This window comes from Variovorax sp. YR266, from assembly GCF_900107295.1.
Classification (GTDB): domain Bacteria; phylum Pseudomonadota; class Gammaproteobacteria; order Burkholderiales; family Burkholderiaceae_C; genus Variovorax.
The window spans coordinates 25791-45737 of sequence record NZ_FNPM01000021.1 but is presented as its reverse complement, the minus strand read 5'-3'; the positions used below and the strand labels follow the sequence as shown (position 1 = coordinate 45737).

Genomic DNA, 19947 nt, shown 5'->3' with positions numbered 1-19947 from the left:
GCGATGCCGCCGCGCATCCTCTACCTCGCGACCGCGGACGCGCGCGGCCACCTGATGCGTGCGCAGCTGCTCGCGCACGCGCTGCGCGCAGCCGGCGCGCAGGTGCAGGTGCTTACCACCTCGGACGAAGGCGCGCGCTTTCTCGCCGGCTTCGACATCGATGCGCCAGTGCTCTCGCGCCATTACGCGGTGCAGTTCGACACGCAGCAGAACATGCTGCGCCGCGAAACCGACCGCAACGTGGCGCACTACATGTTCCGCCCCGAACGCATGCTGCGCGACGTGTGGCGGCTGCGCGCACGCTTTCGTGAAGCCGACCTGGTGGTGAACGACTCGTTCCACCCCGCGCTGCTGCTGATGGGCTGGCTGCCGTTCTGGCGGCGCAAGGTCGTGCACGTGTACGGCGCCAGCCTGCGCCGCGCGCTCGAAACCAATTTCAAGGGACGGATGCCCGGCGCGATTGCAAAGCTGTTCGGCGGCATCGTGGCGTGGCAGATCGACCGCAGCCTGGCGCGCATCGAGCACGACTTCGCTTATGGCGAGCCGCAGCACGACGGCCACGGCCGCCACCGGCTGGCCACGCCGGTCGCGGTGGTCGATGCGGTGGACCACAGCGAAGCGGCACAGCGCGCGGCTGCCGTGTACCTCAACCCGCATTTCCAGGAGCCGGCGCTTGCCGACGGCCTCGAACAGGGTCTTGCCGGCGCGGGCGTGCAAGCACATCTCGTCGGCGAAGGCTATGCCCACAGGCCACACTGGCATGCGCGCGACGAGCACTGGATAGAGGCGGCGGCGCACAGCGCGTTCATCGTTTCGGCGCCGGGCATGGCGGCGCTGTCTATCGCAGCGGTCTATCGCAAACCGATCCTGCTGCTGCTGACCGACCAGCCGGAGCAGGCGATCAACGCGGGGCGCGCGGCGCAGCTTGGTCTGGCGCACCGTGTGGTGGTGTGGCGCGGTGATGCGCCGAAGTTTGCGCGGGCGGTTGCCGCCGCGGCCGGCGAATTGCTTGCGTTGCCGGCTAGCGCGGCGGATGCCACTGCGGGGCGACAGGGGGCCATCGAACGGCTCCGGCACTGGACTACGCTGCTGTACGGCCTTGCCTCGACAGCTACCCGATAACCCCACGCGCCGTATCGATCAACGCGCGAAACGCCCTCGTCATCGCACGCACCGGATGCATCTCGGACCACTGCTTCGCTGTTGTCTTCGGCGGCGCGGAGATCACTCCCCGGCCCATGCGCAGTGACACCTGCAGCTTCCTGATGGTGAAGGCCGGTTGGGCCATGCGGCGCCCCGTGCCGGCGGCCACGACGAACTGCAGCACCAGGCACTTGCGTCCCGCCGTCGGTTCGATCTCGAACACCAGGCTGCGCCGCCGTGCGCCGGTGCCGCGCTGACCCGGCAGCACCGTGCCGTCGAATATGGCGAGCACGCTGGTGGCCTTGGCGTTGCTGCGGTAGTCGATGCTCACCTCGAGCCGGTACGGCCGCTGGTGCGACAGCACAGGTGACTGCGCCAGCGAAGGCAAGGGAATGACGAGGCAGGCCAGTTCGCCCTCGCTGCGCGCGCCATCGCCGTCGAAGCCTGCCCAGCCATGGCTGAGCCAGCTCATCGCGGGGCTGCCGGGATGGAACAGGTAGGAACGGCCCATCTGCAGCTCGGCCACTTCGGGCAGGCCTTGTGTCTGGTCGTCGAGGCCCCAGCGCGTGAGGAAGGCGCGGTCGATCGCCGCTTCGGGCCAGGCCGTGAGGCTCGGCCTGGCATTGTTGTTGTCGTCGGCGCCGCAGGCCGCGGCCATGAAATCCATCGCGCCCAGCGCGGCGCCCACTGGGATCCAGTCTGAGCAGGTCTCGGGCAGCAACCCGGCCGCATTGCGGTCGGCGCGGATCAGCGCGTGCGCGGGCTTGCGAAAGTAGCGCGCCTCGGTCAGCACACTCGACGACAGGCTGGATGCGAAATGCACATTGGCAGCCGACAGCAGCGCATACGTGTTCTCCCGCGTCCACGCCACATTGGGAATGGCGCGCGCGATGGGCGCCAGGTCGTGCAGCGCGCTCTCGTAAGGGTGCGGCTTGATGACCAGCAGGTCGACGCTGTTCGCCAGCTCGCGAAGTGGCGCGATCACGCTGGCCGGGTGCATGGTGCGCCCACCGCTGACCAGCGACAGGTCGACCAGGCTCTGCCCGAAGAACAGGCCCACGCGCAGCCGCGGATCGAACAGCGAGGCCGCGCCGTGGCGCGCGAAGCGGCCCTTGAGCGCGCTCGCGTGGTTCCAGAACAGCTCTTCGTCCACGCGGCGCGCCAGCAGCGCGGCTTCGATCACGGGGTCATTGGTGCGCGCGCAGAAGTGCAGATGCTCGGTGAAGCGGCGCGGATCGATCTCGATGTCGAGGTAGCTCGCGCCGCTGCGGTCTATGCACTGCTGCAGCGCGGGCGTGAGGCCCCAGCCGATCACGAGGCAGCCGGGGTCGAACATCGGCAGGCCCTCGCGCCCGGCCAGCGGCAACAGGTTGGCGATGCAGGCGCGCGCCCAGCCGGCCGGGGTGCAGGGCAGCTCCAGCCGGTCCATCAGGCGCTCGACGTCGATGCGGCCGCCTTCCGACAGCGGCGTGATCTCGCGCACCGGCAGGCCCAGGCGGCCCAGCGCGGTGTCGAAGAAGCCCCGGAGGAAGCGCCGGTTGGCGGCGTGATACTGCAGCCCGTTGGCTGGAGAGCGGAAGAAGTCGTCCGCAAAAATGACGTGGTGGAACCGGCTCGTGGTCATGGGTCTCGGGAGGACCGGCCTGCCCCTTGCAACCCGCCTCGCCGACCTTTTCTGTGCGATGCGCCAATCTAGGCAGCGACTCTTAGTTCAAAGTGAGGAAGGCTCGGCACATGCGCAAAGTTGCCGTAAAGGACCGGCTCAGTCGAGCGAGAGATTGAGATCGCGGATCAGCGGATGCCAGCGCGCCGACTCGCCCTGCAGCAGCGCCGCGAACTGCGAAGGCGCATCGCCCACCGGCTCGACACCGAACTCGGCAAGCTTGCGCAGCACGGCGGGGTTGTGGATGGCGCTGGCCACCGACTGCTGCAGCCGCGTCACGATCTCGCCCGGGGTGTTGGCGGGCACCACCAGGCCCATGAACGCGGCAGCTTCGACGCGCGGCATGCCTAGCTCGGCAAAGGTGGGTACGTTGGGCAGTTCCTTCAGCCGCTGCGGGTGCGCCACCGCCAGCGCGCGCAGCTTGCCACCCTGGATGAAGCGGCGCGACGCGGCCAGGTCGCACATCAGCACCGGCAACTGGCCGCCCGCCACGTCGGCCAGCGCGGGCGCGGCGCCGCGGTAGGGCACGTGCACCATCTCCAGCCCGGCTTCGCGTTCGAGCAGTTCCATCGCCAGGTGCTGCGGACTGCCGGTGCCGGCCGAGGCAAAGCTGACCTTGCCGGGAAAGGCGCGTGCATCGTCGATGAAGGCGCGCGCGTCCCTCACGCCGCTGGAAGGGCCTACCAGCAGCACCATCGGCAGTCGGCCCAGCAGGGTGACGGGCGCGAAGTCGCGCGAGGGGTTGTAGCTGAGGTTGCGATACAGCGCGGGGTTGAACACCAGCGTGCCGTTGTCGGCCGACAGCAGCGTGTAGCCGTCGGCCGGGGCGCGCGCGGCCTCGATGGCGCCGAGCGCGGTGTTGCCGCCTGCGCGGTTCTCGATGATCACCGGCTGGCCTGCGTCGATGGCGAGCTGCGTGCCGATGGTTCGCGCGACGATGTCGGCGCCGGCCCCCGCGGGGTACGGCACGATCCAGCGGATGGGCCTGGCGGGGTATGCGGCCTGCGCCTTCGCTGCGCGGGGCAGTCCCGTGGCCGCGAGGGCGGCTATGGACAAGAGGTGCAGCAGCAGCGGTCGACGGGTCATGGACGACTGTCTCCGGAGGAGATACCAGCCGCGATGTTAGGCCGGGTCGCGTGTTCGTGTGAAAGGCGCGTCGATCAGGGCGCGACGGGGTTTCCGGGCGTGCCGGTTTCGCGGGCCGAGGCCGCGGCGGCAGCCACGGCCGGGGTGCGGTACTTGATGTTCACGGCGGGCGCCGGAGGCTCCGGTGGCGGACGCGTGATCTTGACGAGGGGCGGCCGGGCCGGTGCCGCGGTGCGTGCCACCGAGGAGGCAGCGGGTGCCTGGGCCGCAGCAGCAGGAGTGGCGATGGGCGTGAATGGATCGGCAGGTGTCGAATAGCGCACGGGGACAACCGTCGCCGGCGTTCCCGCAGCGGTCGATGCCGAAGTTGCTGGTGCCACAGGTGCAGCGGGTGTCGCCGATGCCACCGCACCGGCCGGAGCGCCCGCCACAGCAGCGGGAGCCGCAGGCGCGGCCTTGGGGTCATAGAGCACAGCGCCCTTGCTGACCCCCGTGGCCACCGGCCCTACGCCGACACCCACGCCGGCCGAGCCCGACACCTGCCCGCCGTTGTTCACGGCCACGCCAGCGCCGAGCGGGCCGAATCCGGTGTTGAGCCCCACCGAGAAATTGCCGTCCTTGGTGGCGCCCAGCCCCAGCGAGAGTCCGGGCACCAGCGGAATACCGACGTGATAGTGAGAACAGCCGCCCGTCAGAAGCAACAGCAGCGCCGCCGGAACGACGGCTGCTGCACGAGGGACGCGCGGCCGTTCGTTCACACCAGCAGCGCGTTGACGCGCCTCACGTAGGCGGCCGGGTCGGCCGGCAGCCCGCCTTCGGCGAGCAGCGCCTGGTCGAACAGAATGTTCGCGAGATCGTCGAAATGCGACGAGCCCTCGAGCTTCTTCACCAGCGGATGCTCGGCGTTCACTTCGAGCACCGGCTTCAGTTCGGGCGCGGGCTGGCCGGCCTGCTTGAGCATGCGCGCGAGCTGCGTGCTCATGCCGCCGTCCTGCACCACGAGGCAGGCGGGCGAGTCGACCAGGCGGGTGGTCACGCGCACGTCTTCGGCCTTGTCCTTCAGGGCCTCCTTGAGCTTCTCGAGCATGGGCTTGAACGACTCGGCGGCTTCCTCGGCGGCCTTCTTCTCGGACTCGTCCTGCAGCTTGCCGAGATCGACCGCGCCCTTGGCCACGCTCTGCAGCGGGGTGCCGTCGAACTCGTTCAGGTAGTTCAGCGCCCACTCGTCGACACGGTCGGTCATGAGCAGCACCTCGATGCCCTTCTTCTTGAAGACTTCGAGCTGCGGGCTGTTCTTGGCAGCGGCGAGCGTGTCGGCCGTGATGTAGTAGATCGCGTCCTGGCCTTCCTTCATGCGGGCCTTGTAGTCCGCGAAGCTCACGCTCACCGCATCGGTGGTGGTGGAGGCGTAGCGCAGCAGCTTGGCGATGCGGTCACGGTTGCCCATGTCTTCGCCCAGGCCTTCTTTCAGCACCGCGCCGAACTCGGCGTAGAACTTGGCGTACTTGCCGGATTCGTCGGCGGCAGCAGCAGCGGTTTCGGCCGCAGTGGGCGTGTTCTTGTCGACGACATCGGTCACGCCTTCGGTCGGATCGGGTGCAGGCACCGATTCGCCCGAGCCCACGTCGATCTTGCCCTCGCCGCTCTCGGGCGCGGTCTTCTGCTTCTTCGCCAGGTCTTCCAGCATGCCGAGCACGCGCTTGGTGCTGCCTTCGCGGATCGCCTTCACGTCGCGGCTTTCCTGCAGCAGCTCGCGGCTCACGTTCAGCGGCAGGTCGGCGGAGTCGATCACGCCCTTCACGAAGCGCAGGTAGCTGGGCATCAGCGCCTCGGCATCGTCCATGATGAAGACGCGCTTCACGTAGAGCTTCACGCCCGCGCTCTTGTCGCGGTTCCACAGGTCGAACGGGGCCTTGGCCGGGATGTACAGCAGCTGCGTGTACTCGGTGCTGCCTTCGACGCGGTTGTGGCTCCAGGCGAGCGGGGCCTCGTAGTCGTGGCTGATGCTCTTGTAGAACTCTTCGTACTGCTCGGTGGTGATGTCCTTCTTGGGGCGGCTCCACAGGGCGTTGGCCTTGTTGACGGTTTCCCACTCGCCGGTCTTCACCATGTCGCCGGGCTGGTCGTTCTCGCCGTCCTTCCACTCTTCCTTTTCCATCAGGATGGGCAGGGAGATGTGGTCGGAGTACTTGCCGACGATCTGCTTGATCTTCCAGGCGTTGAGGTATTCGTCAGCGTCGTCGCGCAGGTGCAGCGTGATGCTGGTGCCGCGCTCTGCGCGCGTGATGTCGGCCACCTCGAAGTCGCCGGCGCCGCCGCTGGCCCAGCGCACGCCCTGGTCGGCAGGCAGGCCCGCGCGGCGCGATTCGACGGTGATCTTGTCGGCCACGATGAAGCCCGAATAAAAGCCCACGCCGAACTGGCCGATGAGCTGTGCGTCGGCCTTCTGGTCGCCGCTGAGCTTGCTCATGAAGTCTTTTGTGCCGCTCTTGGCGATGGTGCCGAGGTTGTCGATGGCCTCCTGGCGCGACAGGCCGATGCCCTTGTCGGTGATGGTGATGGTGCGCGCGGCCTTGTCGAAGCTCAGGCGCACGTCGAGCTCTGGCTGGTCTTCATACAGCTCGGGGTGGTCGAGCGCCTCGAAGCGCAGCTTGTCGCACGCGTCCGATGCGTTCGAGATCAGCTCGCGCAGGAAGATTTCCTTGTTCGAATACAGCGCATGCGTGACGAGGTGCAGCAGTTGCGCGACTTCAGCCTGGAAGGGGAGTTTGGTTTTGGAGGAATCAGCCATGGAAAGAGAAATATCGAAGCCAAAAAATTCTATGCCGGGCACGGCGTCCATGCGGTGACGCTGTGCCAACTTCTTCAAATGGGTGGTCTTTCGACCTCATCAAGAGGCAAATGGGGTCGAAAGACTCCATTTTGCGCACCCCTGAAGGCGTAAGACCAACGTTCTCGCCCGGGGAAGCCTTCCGGGTCACGAAATATTAACGGTCGTCAACACTTCTGAAATATCCTGCGCTGATCCGGAACAGGGCCGCAACACCCGGGAGACAAAACAGGGATGTCGCCAGATGATTCGAACAACGCCGTGGACCGTACCTGGTCCCGTCGGAGCCCTGTGGCATCCGAGGGGCGTGCTCGCGTGGCTCGAATGCACGACCGCCCTGGCATGGCTGTCCTGCGCGCAGGCGCAGGCCGAGCCCCAGAAACCCCAGGCCGTGGCTGACGCACGCATAGAAACCCTCGACCGTGCACAGGCAGAGCAGGCGCGGCTGAAGGCGCTCGTCGACTCCGCGCCCAAGGCCTACGAAGATCGCTTCGAGACTCTCGATGCCGATACCGCGGCGGCCGACGCAACGCCCGAAGCCGAGCAGCCGCAGGGTTATCGCGCCTGGCTGGTGGAAAGCCGCATCGGCTTCGGCGACGCCACGACCACCGGCTACGGCCGCCAGCGCGCGACCGAGTTCGGCCAGCGTTTCGAGTACCGGCGCGAAACCCTCAACTACGGCGAGTTCGTGCTGCAGGCCGACGGCCGCCACCTGGGTGGCGACAACAGCGCGAGCGGCATCGGCATCGGCTCGCTGGGCTATGCGCGCGAGGCAACCAGCGGCCGCTTCACGCTGCGCAACCTCGGCTTTCCGCTGACCACGCAGACCTTCGCCGACACCGCCGTGGGCGACATCTACAGCGAAGTCACCGATGGCCTGGCGCGCAACTACAGGCTCACGCTGGGCTCGTCCACGGTGCGCGGCGCTTCGACGCGCATCTTCAGCACGGATCTCGACGTGCGCGCCGGCATCGGCCAGCGCGGCAACCTCACTGGCGGGCCGTACCCCGGCTTCGAGAAGAGCCAGGGCACGCTCGGCTGGCTCGGCACCACGCTGCGCCTGGGCGATCCATGGTTCGCCTCGTTCCAGCTCGACCAGGCGCGCGACATTCCGGCCTACTACATCGACCCCATCACGGCGATGGGAATCGGCCACAAGGACGTCACGAGCTGGGCAACGTCGATCGGCTACGGCCGCGAGGTGGTGCGCGACGGCGACTTCAAGGCGCGCGCCACGCTGGTGGGCAGCCGCGTGAATTCACCCACGCCGGGCGTGGCGACCGGCGACTCGCAGGGCCTCTTCATCGAGGCGAGCGCGCGCACCGGCCTGTACCGCCATGAATTCGGCATCTACACCGCGCGGCCCAACCTGTACTTCGGCGACTACGCACTGGCGACCGGCACGCGCGGCGCGTACTGGCGCGTGGACCGCAACACCAGCCGCATGAGCTGGGGCGCCGGCCTGGACTACGAGCGCGCGGCGCCGGACACCAGCTTCCATCTCTCGGGCTACCGGCGCTTCGGCGCGAGCGGCAATTTCCAGTACCTGTTCGACCGCTACAACTCCGTCGGCGGCAGCCTGAGCGCGTACCGCACGCGCTACGACGGGCTGCCGGACGGCGGCACCGCCAACGCCATAGCGAGCGGCGACGGGCGCAGCCTCTACGGCAGCGCCTTCTACCAGACCCGCTTCTTCGACTGGCCGCGCAGCCGCTTCACGCTGACGGTGCGGCGCAACGAGCTGATCGTGCTCGGCGACAGCGCCGCCACCGGCCAGGAAGTGCAGTGGGAGCAGGACTGGATCGGCGGGCGCTACGAGACGATGCGCCCCGAGCTCACCACCACCCTCGGCCATGCGCGCGACAGCAGCGGCGGCACCGCCCGCAGCTACCCGACGGCGGGCCTGCAGTTCCGCTACTGGATCGACAGCGGCTTCAACGTCGGCGGCAACCTGCGCTACACCTCGCAAAGCGGCGGCCTCTACACCAGCCGCGGCCTGTCGGGCTCGCTCATGGCCGAGAAGGAGCTGGGCGCGGGCTGGCGCGTGGGCTTCATGGCCAATTTCAACCAGGCGCGCGCATCGCTGCTGCCGACCTCTTATTCCGCACCCAATCTCTACCGCAGCAATGAGAAGACCGCCTACGTCTACCTGCGCTGGGAGGGCAGCGCGGGCACGGCCTACCGGGCGGCGGGCATGCGCGGCGAGGGTGCGGGCGGCGGCAGCGTGTCGGGCCGCGTGTTCTATGACGCCAACCGCGACGGCGAGCAGCAGTCAGGCGAAGGCGGCGTGGCCGGCGTCGAGGTGCTGCTCGACGGCCGCTACCGCGCCATCACCGACCGCGATGGCCGCTTCGAATTTCCGCTGGTAACCACCGGCCGGCATCAACTGACGCTCACGCTCGAAAGCGTGCCGTTGCCCTGGGGCGCGACCGGCGACACGGGGACGAGCGTAAACGTGCCGTTGCGTGGCCAGGCCACTGCCGCGATTCCCGTGGTCAAGGTGGGCGAATGAACCACGACACCGACCTTTCGATTTTTTTCCCCGCATACACAACCCCAAGGAGACTTCATGACCCGAAAACCCATTGCCCGCCTCGCGCTGGCCGCCTCGCTCACAGGCCTCGCCCTTGCCGGAGCACCCGCCATGGCCGAGAGCCAATACGGCTCCGGCACGGGCACGATCACGGCGCAGGCCAAGGTGAACCTGAGCGTGACGGTGCCCAAGCTGATCCTGCTGCGCGTCGGCTCGACCAACACCACGGTCGACACGGTGACCTGGACTTCAGCCCTCAGCATTCCGGGCGTGCCCACTACGCCGGTAGTGGGCAACAACACCAACGTGGACTGGAACGGCGCGGCGCCCACCGTCACGACCACGTCCGCCGCGAGCACGCTCACCGTGTACGCCTGGACCAACGCCGGCGCCGGCACCATCAACTGCGCCATGGGCGCCTGGGCGCCCCTCACTGGCGGCCCGACGAACGCGGACTTCACAGTCACCGCAACGGGCACGCTGCCGCACCCGGGCGCCAACCTCGGTGCCTGCGCCTCGACCTCGTTCCCCTCGAACGCGGTCGCCACTGGCACCTGGGCCTACTCGCTGGGTGGCACGCCCGCCGGCTGGGCTGCGAACACGTACACGAACACCATCACGTACACAGCCCAGGGCATTTGATGACGCGCAGCCGCCGATGCCAGGCGATCGCCACGACGGCGCTCGTGGCGGCGGCGAGCCTCGCCCCGCCCGCCCACGCCGTCATCACCACAGTGACCGACACGGGCAGCACCTACGGCCTGACCCTGCGCGTGGGATCGCCCGGCGCGACCATCGACACGGTGGCCTTCAGCGTGACCGGCGCCAACGCCGGGTTGACCCCCACGGCCGTGACCGGCACACCGACCATCGACGTCTGGGTGATGCCGGTGCGCCCCATAGCCAACACCACGGTGGCACGGCCGGTGACGCTGCGCGTCGATTCCTCCATCGCGCTGACCTGCCAGTCGGGCGGCTGCGGCGCCACGACCATTCCCTTCAGCAAGATCAGCTGGGTGGCCACGAACAACAGCAACGCCGCCTCGGGCGACATCCAGAACGGCCGCTTCACCGCCGCCGCCAACCAGTCGATCGCGAGCTACGACGCGAACGCCACCTTCTGCGTCGGCCTGCTCGGCCTGCCCTGCGTCCTGGGCGTCGGCACCTGGACCTACCTGTCGCGCAACGTGACTGCCACGCGGCTGCAGTTCTCCTACGACAACGACGTTGTGTACCCGGGCGGCAACTACAAGGGCACCGTGCGCTTCACGGCCTCGATGGAATGACCTCCCCGCGCCTTCGCCGATGGCCAGCCGCTGCACTGCTGCTCTGCGGTGCAACGCTCGCCCCCGCGTGGGCGGCGGTCGCCCGGCTCGACGATTCGGCCTCCCCGCGCGCGCAGGTGCGCAGCGATTTCAGCAACGCCCAGGGGATGGACGGCAACATGGTCGTGCTGCCCCTCGGGCGCATCGAGTACCGGCTGGCCACCGCCCCCCATGTGGGCCGGCGCGCGCGCATCTTCTATGTGATTCCGTCGATGGTCGCGGGCCTGCGCTCGCCGGCCGGAATGCAGGTGCAATGGCGCGGCAACGGCGCCTTCGCAAGCGGCAGCGGCCGGCCCGGCGACCGGGTGCAGGTGTGGAACGGCGTGGTCCAGGCGCCCTGGATGAACGAGACCTTCGAGTTGACGCTGCGCGTCGACCCCCGCGAGCTGCGCATGCCTTCGGGCTCGGCGCTGAGCTTCGAGTCGTTCTTCGAAATCGAAACCCTGCCATGAACGTTTTTCTCTCTCCCTCTTCTCTCGTCCTCCTGCTGCTGGCAGTGGCCGGCGCCGCAACGGCCGCGCCCTTCGAGTTGGCCGTCACGCCGTCGCGCTTCGAACTCTCGGGCAAGGCCGGCGCGCGCCTGGGGCAGTCGCTCGACATCCACAACCTGGCGCCGACCGCCACCGAGGTGACGATGCGCACCATCGACTGGAGCTATTCGGCCGAAGGCAACATCGGCTACCACGACGAGCTGCTGCCCGGCAGCTGCAGGCCGTGGGTGGTGCTGGAGCGGCGCAGCGTTTCGGTGCCGGCGCGCAGCAAGAAGGCGTTCCGCTTCCAGGTCGATCCGCCGGCCGACGCGCCGCGCGGCGAGTGCCGCTTCATGATCGCCATCGAGGGCACGGAGCCGGCGCAGCAGACCGTCATCCAGAGCGGCGGAGCCAGCCTGAGCCTGCCGGTCACGGGCCGCATCGCGGTGGCGGTGTACGTCATGCTCAACGGCGCCGAGCCCAAGCTCGAAATCAAGCAGATCGCCAGCGGAGAAACAAACGGCGCACGCCGCACGCTGGTGACCGTGAGCAACACGGGCGACGCGCACGGCCGGCTCGAAGGCAGCCTGGACGCCACCGACAGCAAGGGCCGCGCTTTCGAGCTGGTGCCCGAAGGCACCCCCATCCTGCCGGGCCAGACGCGCACGCTGGCACTGGTGCCCAAGGGCGAGAGCGGCCAGCCCGCGCCGCAGCCCGCCTACCCGGTCAAGGCCAGCGGTACGCTGGACTGGGACAAGGGCAGCTTCAAGGTGGACATGGAGCTCAAGTGACGCACCGTATGGGCCCCCTGGCAGGCACGTTCTCGGGCCTGCTCGCCACGGCCGTCGGCATGGCGCCGATGGGGGCCACGCACGCCGCATCGAGCACCGTCGGCCCGAGCGCCTCGGTGCCGCTGACCACCGGGTTGGTGAACCTCGACTTCACGATCGCCATCGACAAGTTCATCTTCTTTCGCATCGGCGACGGCGCGTGGCCCACGCCGGGCGGCACCACGAGCACGGTGAGCTTCGTGCTGACGCCGTCGATCCCGGGCGGGCCCACCACGCCGGTCGCGGGCAACAACACGCCCGTGAACTGGAGCGGCGCGGCGCCGACCTTCAGCGTCACGCCGAGCGGGAACGCGCTGCCGGTCGAGGTGCGCAGCAACGCAGGACAGGTCACGCTGCGGGCAGCCGCGACCGCGCCGCTCACGAGCGGGGCAAACACGATCCCGCTGTCGGAGATCACGATCGCCAGCAGCGACAGCAACCTGCCCGCGCCGCCGATTCCCAACTCGGGCACGGGCACCACGGTCAATGTCGTGGGCACCAGCTTCGCCAACCTCGTCACCCAGCGCACCGCGACCTGGACCTTCTCGTACGCAAACCTGGCCAGCCGCACCGCCGGCACCTACACCGGGCAAGTCACCTTCACGGCCAGTTCGCCCTGATTGGCTCTTTCCGGCGTGCAAGTCAGCTGGCGCTGGGATCGCTCGCCAAAGCTGCGCGGTGGATCTTTTCCTTCACCCCTCCAGGAGCTTTGCATGAACAACAAGAAATCCCGCGTGCTGTGCGTCGCAGCCTTCCTCGGGCTCGCCTCGCTCGGCGCGCAGGCACAGGTTCCGGCCGATGCGCCCGCCGGCACCACCGTGCAATGCAAGGACGGCAGCTACGCATCGCCCGACACCAAGTCGGGTGCCTGCCGTGGTCACAAGGGCATCAAGACCTGGTTCGGCAAGGCCGCGCCGGCTGCTGCCGGTGCTGCGGCGGCCGCAGCGGCTGCGCCCGCACCCGCGGTCGAGACCCAGTCGGCGAAGGTCGACAAGACCGGCGTGGCGCCGAGCACCGGCACGGCCACCAGGACGCCGGGCTCGCCCGACCTCACGAAGATGGCGGCCGCGCCCGGTGGCGGCGCAGGCAAGGTGTGGGCGAACGACGAGACCAAGGTCTATCACTGCATGGGCGACCGCTACTACGGCAAGACCAAGAAGGGCGAGTACCTGAGCGAGGCCGATGCCAAGGCCAAGGGCATGCACGCGTCTCACAACAAGACCTGCACGTCCTGAAGGGCTCCTTCCAGAAACACCGCGGAACCGGCTTTGCCGGGCCGCTGGTGTTGCCCCCGGTTGGGGGTTGGCGCAGCGACACGAAGTGCGCGAAGCCTGGGGGCGAGCCCTACTTCGGCTGTGACTCCACTTCTCGCGTCCAGCGGTCGATCAGGCGCTTGCGCTCGGCTGCCTTGCCGTACTTCTCGAAGTCGTACTTGATGAGCTTCACGTCGGCCATCGACGGGATGCGCGGGTCGGGTTTGAAGGTCTTGTTGGCCGGCGACTGCAGGCTGCCCGACTGCCCGCCGATGGCTTGGCCCGCGGGGCTCATGAGCCAGTCGTAGTAGCGCTTGGCGTTCTCCTTGTTGCGCGCGCCTTTCACGAGGGCGATGCCGCCGATCTCGTAGCCCGTGCCTTCGCAGGGCGCGGCCGTCTTCACGGGAAATTTGTCGTAGCGCCAGCGCTCGAAGCCGAAGATGAAGCTCACGCCGATGGCCACCTCGCCCTTGGCCACGTTGGGCGCCTGGGCCTGGCCGCTGCGGGTGTAGCTGGTGACGTTCCGGTGCAGCTTCTTCAGGTACTCGAAGGCCGCTTCTTCACCCATCTGCTGCACCAGGCCCGCGATGATGGTGTAGGCCGTGCCGCTGGATGCCGGGTGCGAGATCTCGATCTCGCCCTTGTATTCGGGTTTGATCAGGTCGGCCCAGCACCTGGGCTCGTGCAGCTTCTTTTTCTTGAGCAGGTCGGTGTTGAAGCCGAAGCCGATGGCACTGGTGTAGAAGCCGCCCACCATGTTCTGCGACAGCGCGTACTGGCGCACCGCCCAGTCGTGCAGGTCGTTGATGTAGGCCGGGCGGTAGGGTTCGAGCAGGCCCTGCTCGGCAGCCTGCAGGAACGGGTCGCCGGTGCCACCCCACCAGATGTCGGTCTTGGGGTTGGCGGCTTCCGCGCGCAGCTGCGCGCCGATTTCACCTGTGCCCTTGTGGGCCTGCTGCACCTTGATGCCGGTCTCGCGCGTGAAGGCGGTGGCCGCCGCTTCGCACCAGCCCGCGTCGGTGCTGCACAGCGCGTTGACGGTGCCTTGCGCCGCGGTGTTCGACATCCCCAGCAGGGCCGCCGTGGCAATGCATGCGGCGGTGGCGATGTGTCGGACGGCAAAAGGATGCATGCGCGGATCTCCTCGTTCGTTGTTTGAACGCGCAGGATAGCGTCCGCTTCAGCGCGCGGCCAGCAGCGGCGGCAGGTGCTCGGCGAGCCAGTCGATCACCACCCGCGTCTTCAGCGGCAGGTAGCGGCTGCGCGGGCGGACCACGTGCAGCGCGAAGCCGAAGGGCTGCGGCTCGTCGAACACGCGCACCAGCGTGCCGGCCGCGAGCGCATCGGCCGCGAGCCATGCCGGCAGGCGCGCGAGGCCCATGCCGCCGATGGCGGCTTCGAGCAGCACCTCGGCGCTGTCGCAGCGCAGCCTTGAAGGCAGCGTCACGTCGACAAGACGGCCCTCGGTGTCATGGAAGCGCCAGGACGAGATCTGGCCGTCGCGTGCATAGAGCACGGCCTCGTGCGGCTCCTTCAGGTCGTCGATGTTCGCGGGATGCCCGTGTTCGTGCAGGTAGGCGGGCGAGGCGCACAGCGCCATCCATTGCATGCCGACCGGCCGGGCGGCCAGCTCCGCGCTGTCGGCGAGTTCGCCGCTGCGGATGGCCAGGTCGAGCCCCTCTTCCACGAGATCCACGCGCCGGTCATTGAACGAGAGTTCGAGCGACAGCTGCGGATGCCGGCGCGCCAGCGCCAGCAGCAGAGGCCCGACCTTCAGCCGGCCCAGCATCGCCGGCATGCTCAGGCGCACGAGGCCCGAGGCGGTGCTGCGCGCGGCGTCGGTCACGGCTTCGGCCGCCTCGAGCTCGGCCAGCACGCGGCGGCAGCGCTCGTAGTAGCCGTGGCCTTCCTCGGTGAGGCTCTGGCTGCGCGTGGTGCGCAAAAAGAGCCGCGTGTTCAGGCGCGCTTCGAGCCGCGCGATGCTCTTGGCGACGGCCGAGCGCGTGACATGCAGGCGCTGCGCGGCCAGCGCGAAGCTGCCCGCCTCGGCCGCCGCGACGAATTCCTCGATGCCTTGCAGACGTTGACCCATTGGAGACTTTCAAGCACCAGTGAAAGGAAAATTATCCGCCACCGGGTACCCAGTATCGTCAATAGCATGAAGGCTCCTCTTTTTTCTTTTTCCTTTCGCGGAGTCTTTTCATGCAGGAACCTCGAACGCTGCGCCGCTGGCAACTCCCCACGCTCGGCCGCGCCCACCTCGAACAGGCCGAAGCGCCGCTGCCCGTGCCGGGCGCCAACCAGATCCTCGTGAAGGTCGGCGCGGTGTCGCTCAACTACCGCGACCTGCTGATGATTCGCGACGGCATGGGCATGGCGCTCGAGCTGCCCTTCACGCCCGGCTCCGACATGGCGGGCACCGTGGCGGCCATCGGTCCGGGCGTAACGCGCTTCGCCGTCGGCGACCGGGTCGTCAACACCTTCTGGGGCGGCTGGATCGACAGCCACTGGCACGCGGAGGCCACGCTCCTCGGCGGGCCCGGCCCCGGCATGCTCGCCTCGCACGTGCTGCTCGACGCCGCCTGGGCCGTGGCCGCGCCCACGACGCTGAGCCTGGCCGAAGCCAGCACGCTGCCGTGCGCGGGTCTCACCGCATGGTTCGCGCTCGCCGAGACCGGCGCGTTGCGCGCGGGCGAGACGGTGCTGATCCACGGCACCGGCGGCGTCGCGCTGTTCGGCCTGCAGATCGCGCGGCTGCATGGCGCGCAGGCCATTGTGGTCACGGGCAGTGAGGACAAGCGCGCGCAGGCGCTGGCACTCGGCGCCTCGCACGTGCTGGCGCGCGACGGCGACTGGCCCGCCGAAGTGCGCAGGCTCACGCAAGGTCGCGGTGCCGACCACGTGCTCGAACTCGCGAGCGGCCCCAACCTCGATCGCTCGCTGCAGGCCGTGAAGCAGGGCGGTCGCGTGTCGATCATCGGCATGCTCGGCGGCGAGACGCTGAGCGCGTCGTTCTACGCGATGGTGCTGGGCCGCGTGACGGTGCAGGGCATCGGCGTGGGCCACCGGCGCGCGCTCGAAGACCTGGTGCGCGCCGTCGATGCGAATGCGCTCAAGCCGGTGATTGCCGCGCAGTACGGCTTCGATGCACTGCCCGCCGCGCTCGATCATCTCGAGCGCGGCGCGTTCGGAAAGATCGTCGTGACGCTCTGAACGAAGACGCAACGCAGTTGCGGCGCTGCACAAAAGCCGCGCCATCCGTGAACAGGTTCCGTTAGTACGAATTACACGCTCGACGCCCCCTCCTGGCGTTCCTAGAATCCGCCCGCGCACGGCCTCGTGCATTGCGCGCTTTCTCAACTTCAGGATGGAGCGTTATGGAACACAGTACCTACAAAAAGTGGTCGGCCGAGTTCATTGGTACTTTCTGGCTCACGCTCGGAGGCTGCGGAAGCGCAGTTCTGGCAGCGGCCTTTCCGGGTGTCGGCATCGGCCTGCTCGGGGTCTCGCTGGCCTTCGGTCTCACGGTGGTGACGGGCGCCTATGCACTGGGCCCGATCTCGGGCGGGCACTTCAACCCGGCCGTGTCGATCGGCCTTGCGGCCGCGGGCCGCTTCAAGGCCTCGCAGCTCGCGGGCTACATCGTGGCGCAGGTGCTCGGCGCCATCGCGGCGGCGGGTGTGCTGTACCTCATCGCCACGGGCAAGCCGGGCGCTGACATCGGCGGCTTCGCCACCAACGGCTACGGCGAGCACTCACCCGGCAAGTACGGCATGACGGCCGCATTGCTGTGCGAAGTGGTGATGACTGCCGTGTTCCTGATCGTGATCCTCGGCTCCACCGCCAAGCGCGCGGCCGGCGGCTTCGCTGGTCTTGCGATCGGCCTGTGCCTCACGCTGATCCACCTGATCTCGATCCCTGTGACCAACACTTCGGTGAACCCGGCGCGCAGCACGGGCCCGGCCCTGTTCGGGCCGTCCTATGCGGTGTCGGAACTGTGGCTGTTCTGGGCGGCACCCATTGCGGGGGCCATCATCGGCGCGGTGATCTACCGCGCGCTACTCAGCAATGGCAACGACGACTGACCGCTGATCGTCGTCATCACCGGCAGCGCAGCTTCAGTTCAGCTGCCGCTGCCCGACTTCACCATCGGCAGTGAAGTCGATTGCCCGATCGGCTCGGTGCCGCTCGGGTGCGACGCCCCATAGGCGCCGGCCTGGATGTCGGCCACCGGCATCGTCGAGCTCATCGCGGGTGCGCTGGTCGACTGGCCCATTGGCTCGGTGCCGCTCGGACGGGCTGCGGCCATCGCGCCGGCCTGGACGTCCGGGTTCGCGGGCGAATTCATCTGCAGCGGATGGAAATCCGAACCATCGGTGGTTTCGGCCGATGCGGTGACGGCGCCCATGGCTGCCAGCGCAGCAAAGGAACCGACGGCGAGAAGCTTGAAGGAAGTGCGCATGACGTGTTCTCCTGATTGCAGGTTGTCCCCGGTCACGTGCCATCGCGCGAACTGCGCGTGGCAGGACCTGAGTGCACTCTAGGCACGCAGACTGAGGTGAATGTGAGGGAAGAGTTACGCACGCGTGAGCAGCACGCTTTTTCCTGAAACTTTGGACCGCAGGTGCCTCGCGTGCCGGCAGGCCTTCGCTACACCGGCAGCACGGGCAGGTGCACGCGCGCCATCAGCCCCGGCCCACCGGTGCGATTGCGCAGCTCGATGCGCAGGCCGTGCCGCTCGGCCGCCGTACGCGCAATCGCCAGCCCCAGCCCGCTGCCGCCCGCCACAGCGCCGGGCACGCGGAAGAAGCGATCGAACACGCGGCCGATGACGGCCTGCGGAATGCCGGGGCCGTTGTCGAGCACATCGACCACCGCGTGGCCATCGACCTCGTGCAGTTTCACGTCGACCACGCCGCCTTCGGGCGCGTAGCGCAGCGCGTTGTCGATCAGGTTGTCGAACACGCTGCGCAGTTCGGCCGCGGGCGCGAACACCACCGCGGCAATGCTGCCTTCGAAGCCGATGTCCACGCGCCGCGCATCGGCCAGCACCATCAGCTGGCTCACGCTCTCGCGCAGCAGCACTTCGATGTCGACGCGCTCGCGCGCATTGCCGACGCTCTGCGGCGCGTCCTGCCGCGAGAGATGCAGCAACTGCTCGATCAGGTGCTGCGCGCGCGTGACGCCGGCCTCGAGCTGGTTGAAGCGCTCGGTGGCCTCGCCTGCCGGCACGTGCGCGCGCAGGTTCTCGATCTGCAGGCCGATGGCGGCCATCGGCGTGCGCAGCTCGTGGGCCGCGTCCTGCACGAAGCGCCGCTGCGTGGCGAAGGCATTGCGCACGCGTGTCAGCAGGTTGTTGAAGGCGCCCACCAGCGGCGCGATCTCGTCGGGCACGCGCGCGAGCGACAGCTCGGTGGGGCTGCGCTCGTCCTGCGAGGCCACGTCGCGCGCCACCGCGCGCAGCGAGCGCGAAGCCGCCGACACGATGATCCACAGGATCAGCAGCGCCAGCGGCAGCAGCAGCGCGATCGGCAGGCCTTCGAACATTGCGCGGCGCAGGGCGCGGCGGCGGCGGTAGTCCTCGTTCTGCAGTACCTGCACGCGCGGCTGGTCGGCGCGCGTGCCGGGCTTGGCGGTGAACACGCGCCAGTCGGAGCCCGCATGCGCGCCCGTGTTCACGTCGCTGAAGCCGGGCTGGGGTTGCAAGGGCACCGTCAGCACGGGCCACGAGGTGGCGCGCAACGTCTGGCCGTCGGCACTCCAGATCTGCACGATGAAAGCGCCGCGCGAGAAGGCGGCCTCGCCGTCCATCGGGTGCGGCAGCTTCTGCGGATCGCTGCCTTCGTATGACTCGGCCACCAGGCGCATCTGGTCGTCCAGCGCGTTGTGCACGAGGTTGCCGTAGGCCTCGAAGGAGAACCACGCCGTGAGCACGGCCGCGCCCAGGTGCAGCGTGATGAGCCACAGCAGCAGTTGCGTGCGCAGCGAACGTGGCCGCCACCAGCGGCCGCCGCTGCGCGGAGCTCCGGTCATGCAGCTACGCGCCAGCCCAGGCCGCGTACGTTGCGGATCGCGTCCGCACCGAGCTTGCGGCGCATGCCGTGGATCAGCACGTCGATTGCGTTGCTGGTGACTTCCTCGCCCCAGCCGTAGATGCGGTTTTCGAGCTGCTCGCGCGAAAGAATGGCGCCGGGCCGCTCCAGCAGCGCATGCAGCAGCGCGAACTCGCGCGCGGTGAGCGCCTCGCGCGCGCCATTGACCACCACTTCGCGCGTGGTGAGGTCGAGCTGCAACGAGCCGCTGCCGACCAGCGAATGCGCGGCGCCGTCGCGGCGGCGCACCACGGCGCGCATGCGCGCGAGCAGCTCGCGGAATTCGAAAGGCTTGAGCAGGTAGTCGTCGGCGCCGAGGTCGAGGCTGTGGATGCGGTCGTCGAGGCCGTCGCGCGCGGTGAGTACCAGCACCGGGGTGGCATCGCCGCGCTCGCGCGCGCGGCGCAGCACTTCGGTGCCGTCCTGCCTGGGCAGGCCAAGGTCGAGCAGCACGCAGGTGTAGCCACCGTCACCCAGCGCGCTTTGCGCCAGTTCGCCGTCGCGCACCCAGTCCGCGGACCAGCCTGCGCCCTCGAGCGCCTGCTTCAGGCTGCGCCCGATCATTTCATCGTCTTCCACCAGTAGAACGCGCATCGCGGCGACTCCTTCGGCCGCAAGGTAGCACGCGACCGGGATGATCGGAAGTGTCTGCGCCGTGGCGCAGCGTAGAAACGAATACTTAGGGCACGCTTAGACGGCGGGCGCGCCACGGGGTCATGGCC

General features: G+C 68.6%; 19 protein-coding genes. 10 read left to right on the top strand and 9 right to left on the bottom strand.

Translation table 11 applies throughout. The features are described from left to right. The first annotated feature begins 3 nt into the window (after positions 1-3). Positions 4-1122: a glycosyltransferase family protein gene (locus BLW48_RS32655; RefSeq protein ID WP_093179780.1), complete on the top strand. Its 1119-nt coding sequence runs from the start codon at positions 4-6 to the stop codon at positions 1120-1122. Here the strand turns inward: BLW48_RS32655 and BLW48_RS32650 are convergent. From BLW48_RS32650 to htpG, 4 genes are all read right to left on the bottom strand, one after another. Then, complete coding sequence (locus BLW48_RS32650; RefSeq protein ID WP_093179779.1) at positions 1112-2767, bottom strand: hypothetical protein; 1656 nt, start codon at positions 2765-2767, stop codon at positions 1112-1114. The two genes, BLW48_RS32655 and BLW48_RS32650, sit on opposite strands and share 11 nt — an antisense overlap. A 138-nt stretch (positions 2768-2905) precedes the next feature. Continuing rightward, entirely contained in the window at positions 2906-3892 is a 987-nt protein-coding gene (locus BLW48_RS32645; protein WP_093058665.1) for a Bug family tripartite tricarboxylate transporter substrate binding protein, read from the bottom strand. A 74-nt stretch (positions 3893-3966) separates the two neighbouring features. Beyond that, a complete protein-coding gene (locus BLW48_RS32640; protein WP_093179778.1) occupies positions 3967-4650 on the bottom strand; it encodes a hypothetical protein in 684 nt (227 codons plus the stop codon). After that, positions 4647-6683 carry a molecular chaperone HtpG gene (gene htpG, locus BLW48_RS32635; RefSeq protein WP_093179828.1) on the bottom strand — a complete coding sequence of 679 codons (2037 nt, stop codon included), beginning with the start codon at positions 6681-6683 and terminating at the stop codon, positions 4647-4649. The genes BLW48_RS32640 and htpG overlap by 4 nt, the downstream gene beginning before the upstream one ends. Positions 6684-6966: 283 nt before the next feature. On the opposite strand from htpG, the gene BLW48_RS32630 reads away from it, so the two are divergent. The 7 genes from BLW48_RS32630 to BLW48_RS32600 all read left to right on the top strand — a co-directional run bounded on the left by BLW48_RS32630 (position 6967) and on the right by BLW48_RS32600 (position 13115). Beyond that, positions 6967-9234 carry an SdrD B-like domain-containing protein gene (locus BLW48_RS32630; RefSeq protein WP_093179776.1) on the top strand — a complete coding sequence of 756 codons (2268 nt, stop codon included), beginning with the start codon at positions 6967-6969 and terminating at the stop codon, positions 9232-9234. 57 nt (positions 9235-9291) lie between these two features. Then, on the top strand, positions 9292-9897 hold the full coding sequence (locus BLW48_RS32625; RefSeq protein WP_093080952.1) for a hypothetical protein: 606 nt from the start codon (positions 9292-9294) through the stop codon (positions 9895-9897). Continuing rightward, positions 9897-10541, top strand: coding sequence for a hypothetical protein (locus BLW48_RS32620; RefSeq protein ID WP_093179775.1), 645 nt, complete (start codon positions 9897-9899; stop codon positions 10539-10541). Before BLW48_RS32625 ends, BLW48_RS32620 begins: the two co-directional genes overlap by 1 nt. After that, on the top strand, positions 10538-11032 hold the full coding sequence (locus tag BLW48_RS32615; protein WP_093179773.1) for a hypothetical protein: 495 nt from the start codon (positions 10538-10540) through the stop codon (positions 11030-11032). The genes BLW48_RS32620 and BLW48_RS32615 overlap by 4 nt, the downstream gene beginning before the upstream one ends. Next, positions 11029-11841: a COG1470 family protein gene (locus tag BLW48_RS32610; protein WP_093179772.1), complete on the top strand. Its 813-nt coding sequence runs from the start codon at positions 11029-11031 to the stop codon at positions 11839-11841. Before BLW48_RS32615 ends, BLW48_RS32610 begins: the two co-directional genes overlap by 4 nt. Further along, positions 11838-12500, top strand: a complete 663-nt coding sequence (locus tag BLW48_RS32605; RefSeq protein ID WP_256331047.1) for a hypothetical protein — start codon at positions 11838-11840, stop codon at positions 12498-12500. Before BLW48_RS32610 ends, BLW48_RS32605 begins: the two co-directional genes overlap by 4 nt. 93 nt (positions 12501-12593) lie before the next feature. After that, positions 12594-13115, top strand: a complete 522-nt coding sequence (locus tag BLW48_RS32600; RefSeq protein ID WP_093179769.1) for a DUF3761 domain-containing protein — start codon at positions 12594-12596, stop codon at positions 13113-13115. Between the two features lie 109 nt (positions 13116-13224). Here BLW48_RS32600 and BLW48_RS32595 read toward each other — a convergent pair whose 3' ends face one another. Together BLW48_RS32595 and BLW48_RS32590 are read right to left on the bottom strand one after the other, a co-directional pair. Then, complete coding sequence (locus tag BLW48_RS32595) at positions 13225-14265, bottom strand: ABC transporter substrate-binding protein (protein ID WP_093179768.1); 1041 nt, start codon at positions 14263-14265, stop codon at positions 13225-13227. A gap of 48 nt (positions 14266-14313) precedes the next feature. Further along, a complete protein-coding gene (locus tag BLW48_RS32590) occupies positions 14314-15225 on the bottom strand; it encodes a LysR family transcriptional regulator (RefSeq protein WP_093179767.1) in 912 nt (303 codons plus the stop codon). A gap of 110 nt (positions 15226-15335) precedes the next feature. Here BLW48_RS32590 and BLW48_RS32585 point away from each other — a divergent pair, with 110 nt between their 5' ends. Further along, positions 15336-16346: a zinc-dependent alcohol dehydrogenase family protein gene (locus BLW48_RS32585; RefSeq protein WP_093179766.1), complete on the top strand. Its 1011-nt coding sequence runs from the start codon at positions 15336-15338 to the stop codon at positions 16344-16346. Positions 16347-16510: 164 nt separating this feature from the next. Beyond that, the gene (aqpZ, locus tag BLW48_RS32580) at positions 16511-17218 is read left to right on the top strand and encodes an aquaporin Z (protein ID WP_093058653.1); all 708 of its coding nucleotides are present in this window, start codon (positions 16511-16513) and stop codon (positions 17216-17218) included. A gap of 38 nt (positions 17219-17256) precedes the next feature. On the opposite strand, the gene BLW48_RS32575 is transcribed toward aqpZ, so the two are convergent. The 3 genes from BLW48_RS32575 to BLW48_RS32565 all read right to left on the bottom strand — a co-directional run bounded on the left by BLW48_RS32575 (position 17257) and on the right by BLW48_RS32565 (position 19819). Further along, entirely contained in the window at positions 17257-17595 is a 339-nt protein-coding gene (locus BLW48_RS32575; RefSeq protein WP_093179764.1) for a hypothetical protein, read from the bottom strand. Positions 17596-17783: 188 nt separating this feature from the next. Further along, the gene (locus BLW48_RS32570) at positions 17784-19166 is read right to left on the bottom strand and encodes a sensor histidine kinase (RefSeq protein WP_093179763.1); all 1383 of its coding nucleotides are present in this window, start codon (positions 19164-19166) and stop codon (positions 17784-17786) included. Beyond that, a complete protein-coding gene (locus tag BLW48_RS32565; RefSeq protein ID WP_093058650.1) occupies positions 19163-19819 on the bottom strand; it encodes a response regulator in 657 nt (218 codons plus the stop codon). The genes BLW48_RS32570 and BLW48_RS32565 overlap by 4 nt, the downstream gene beginning before the upstream one ends. Positions 19820-19947 lie beyond the last annotated feature (128 nt).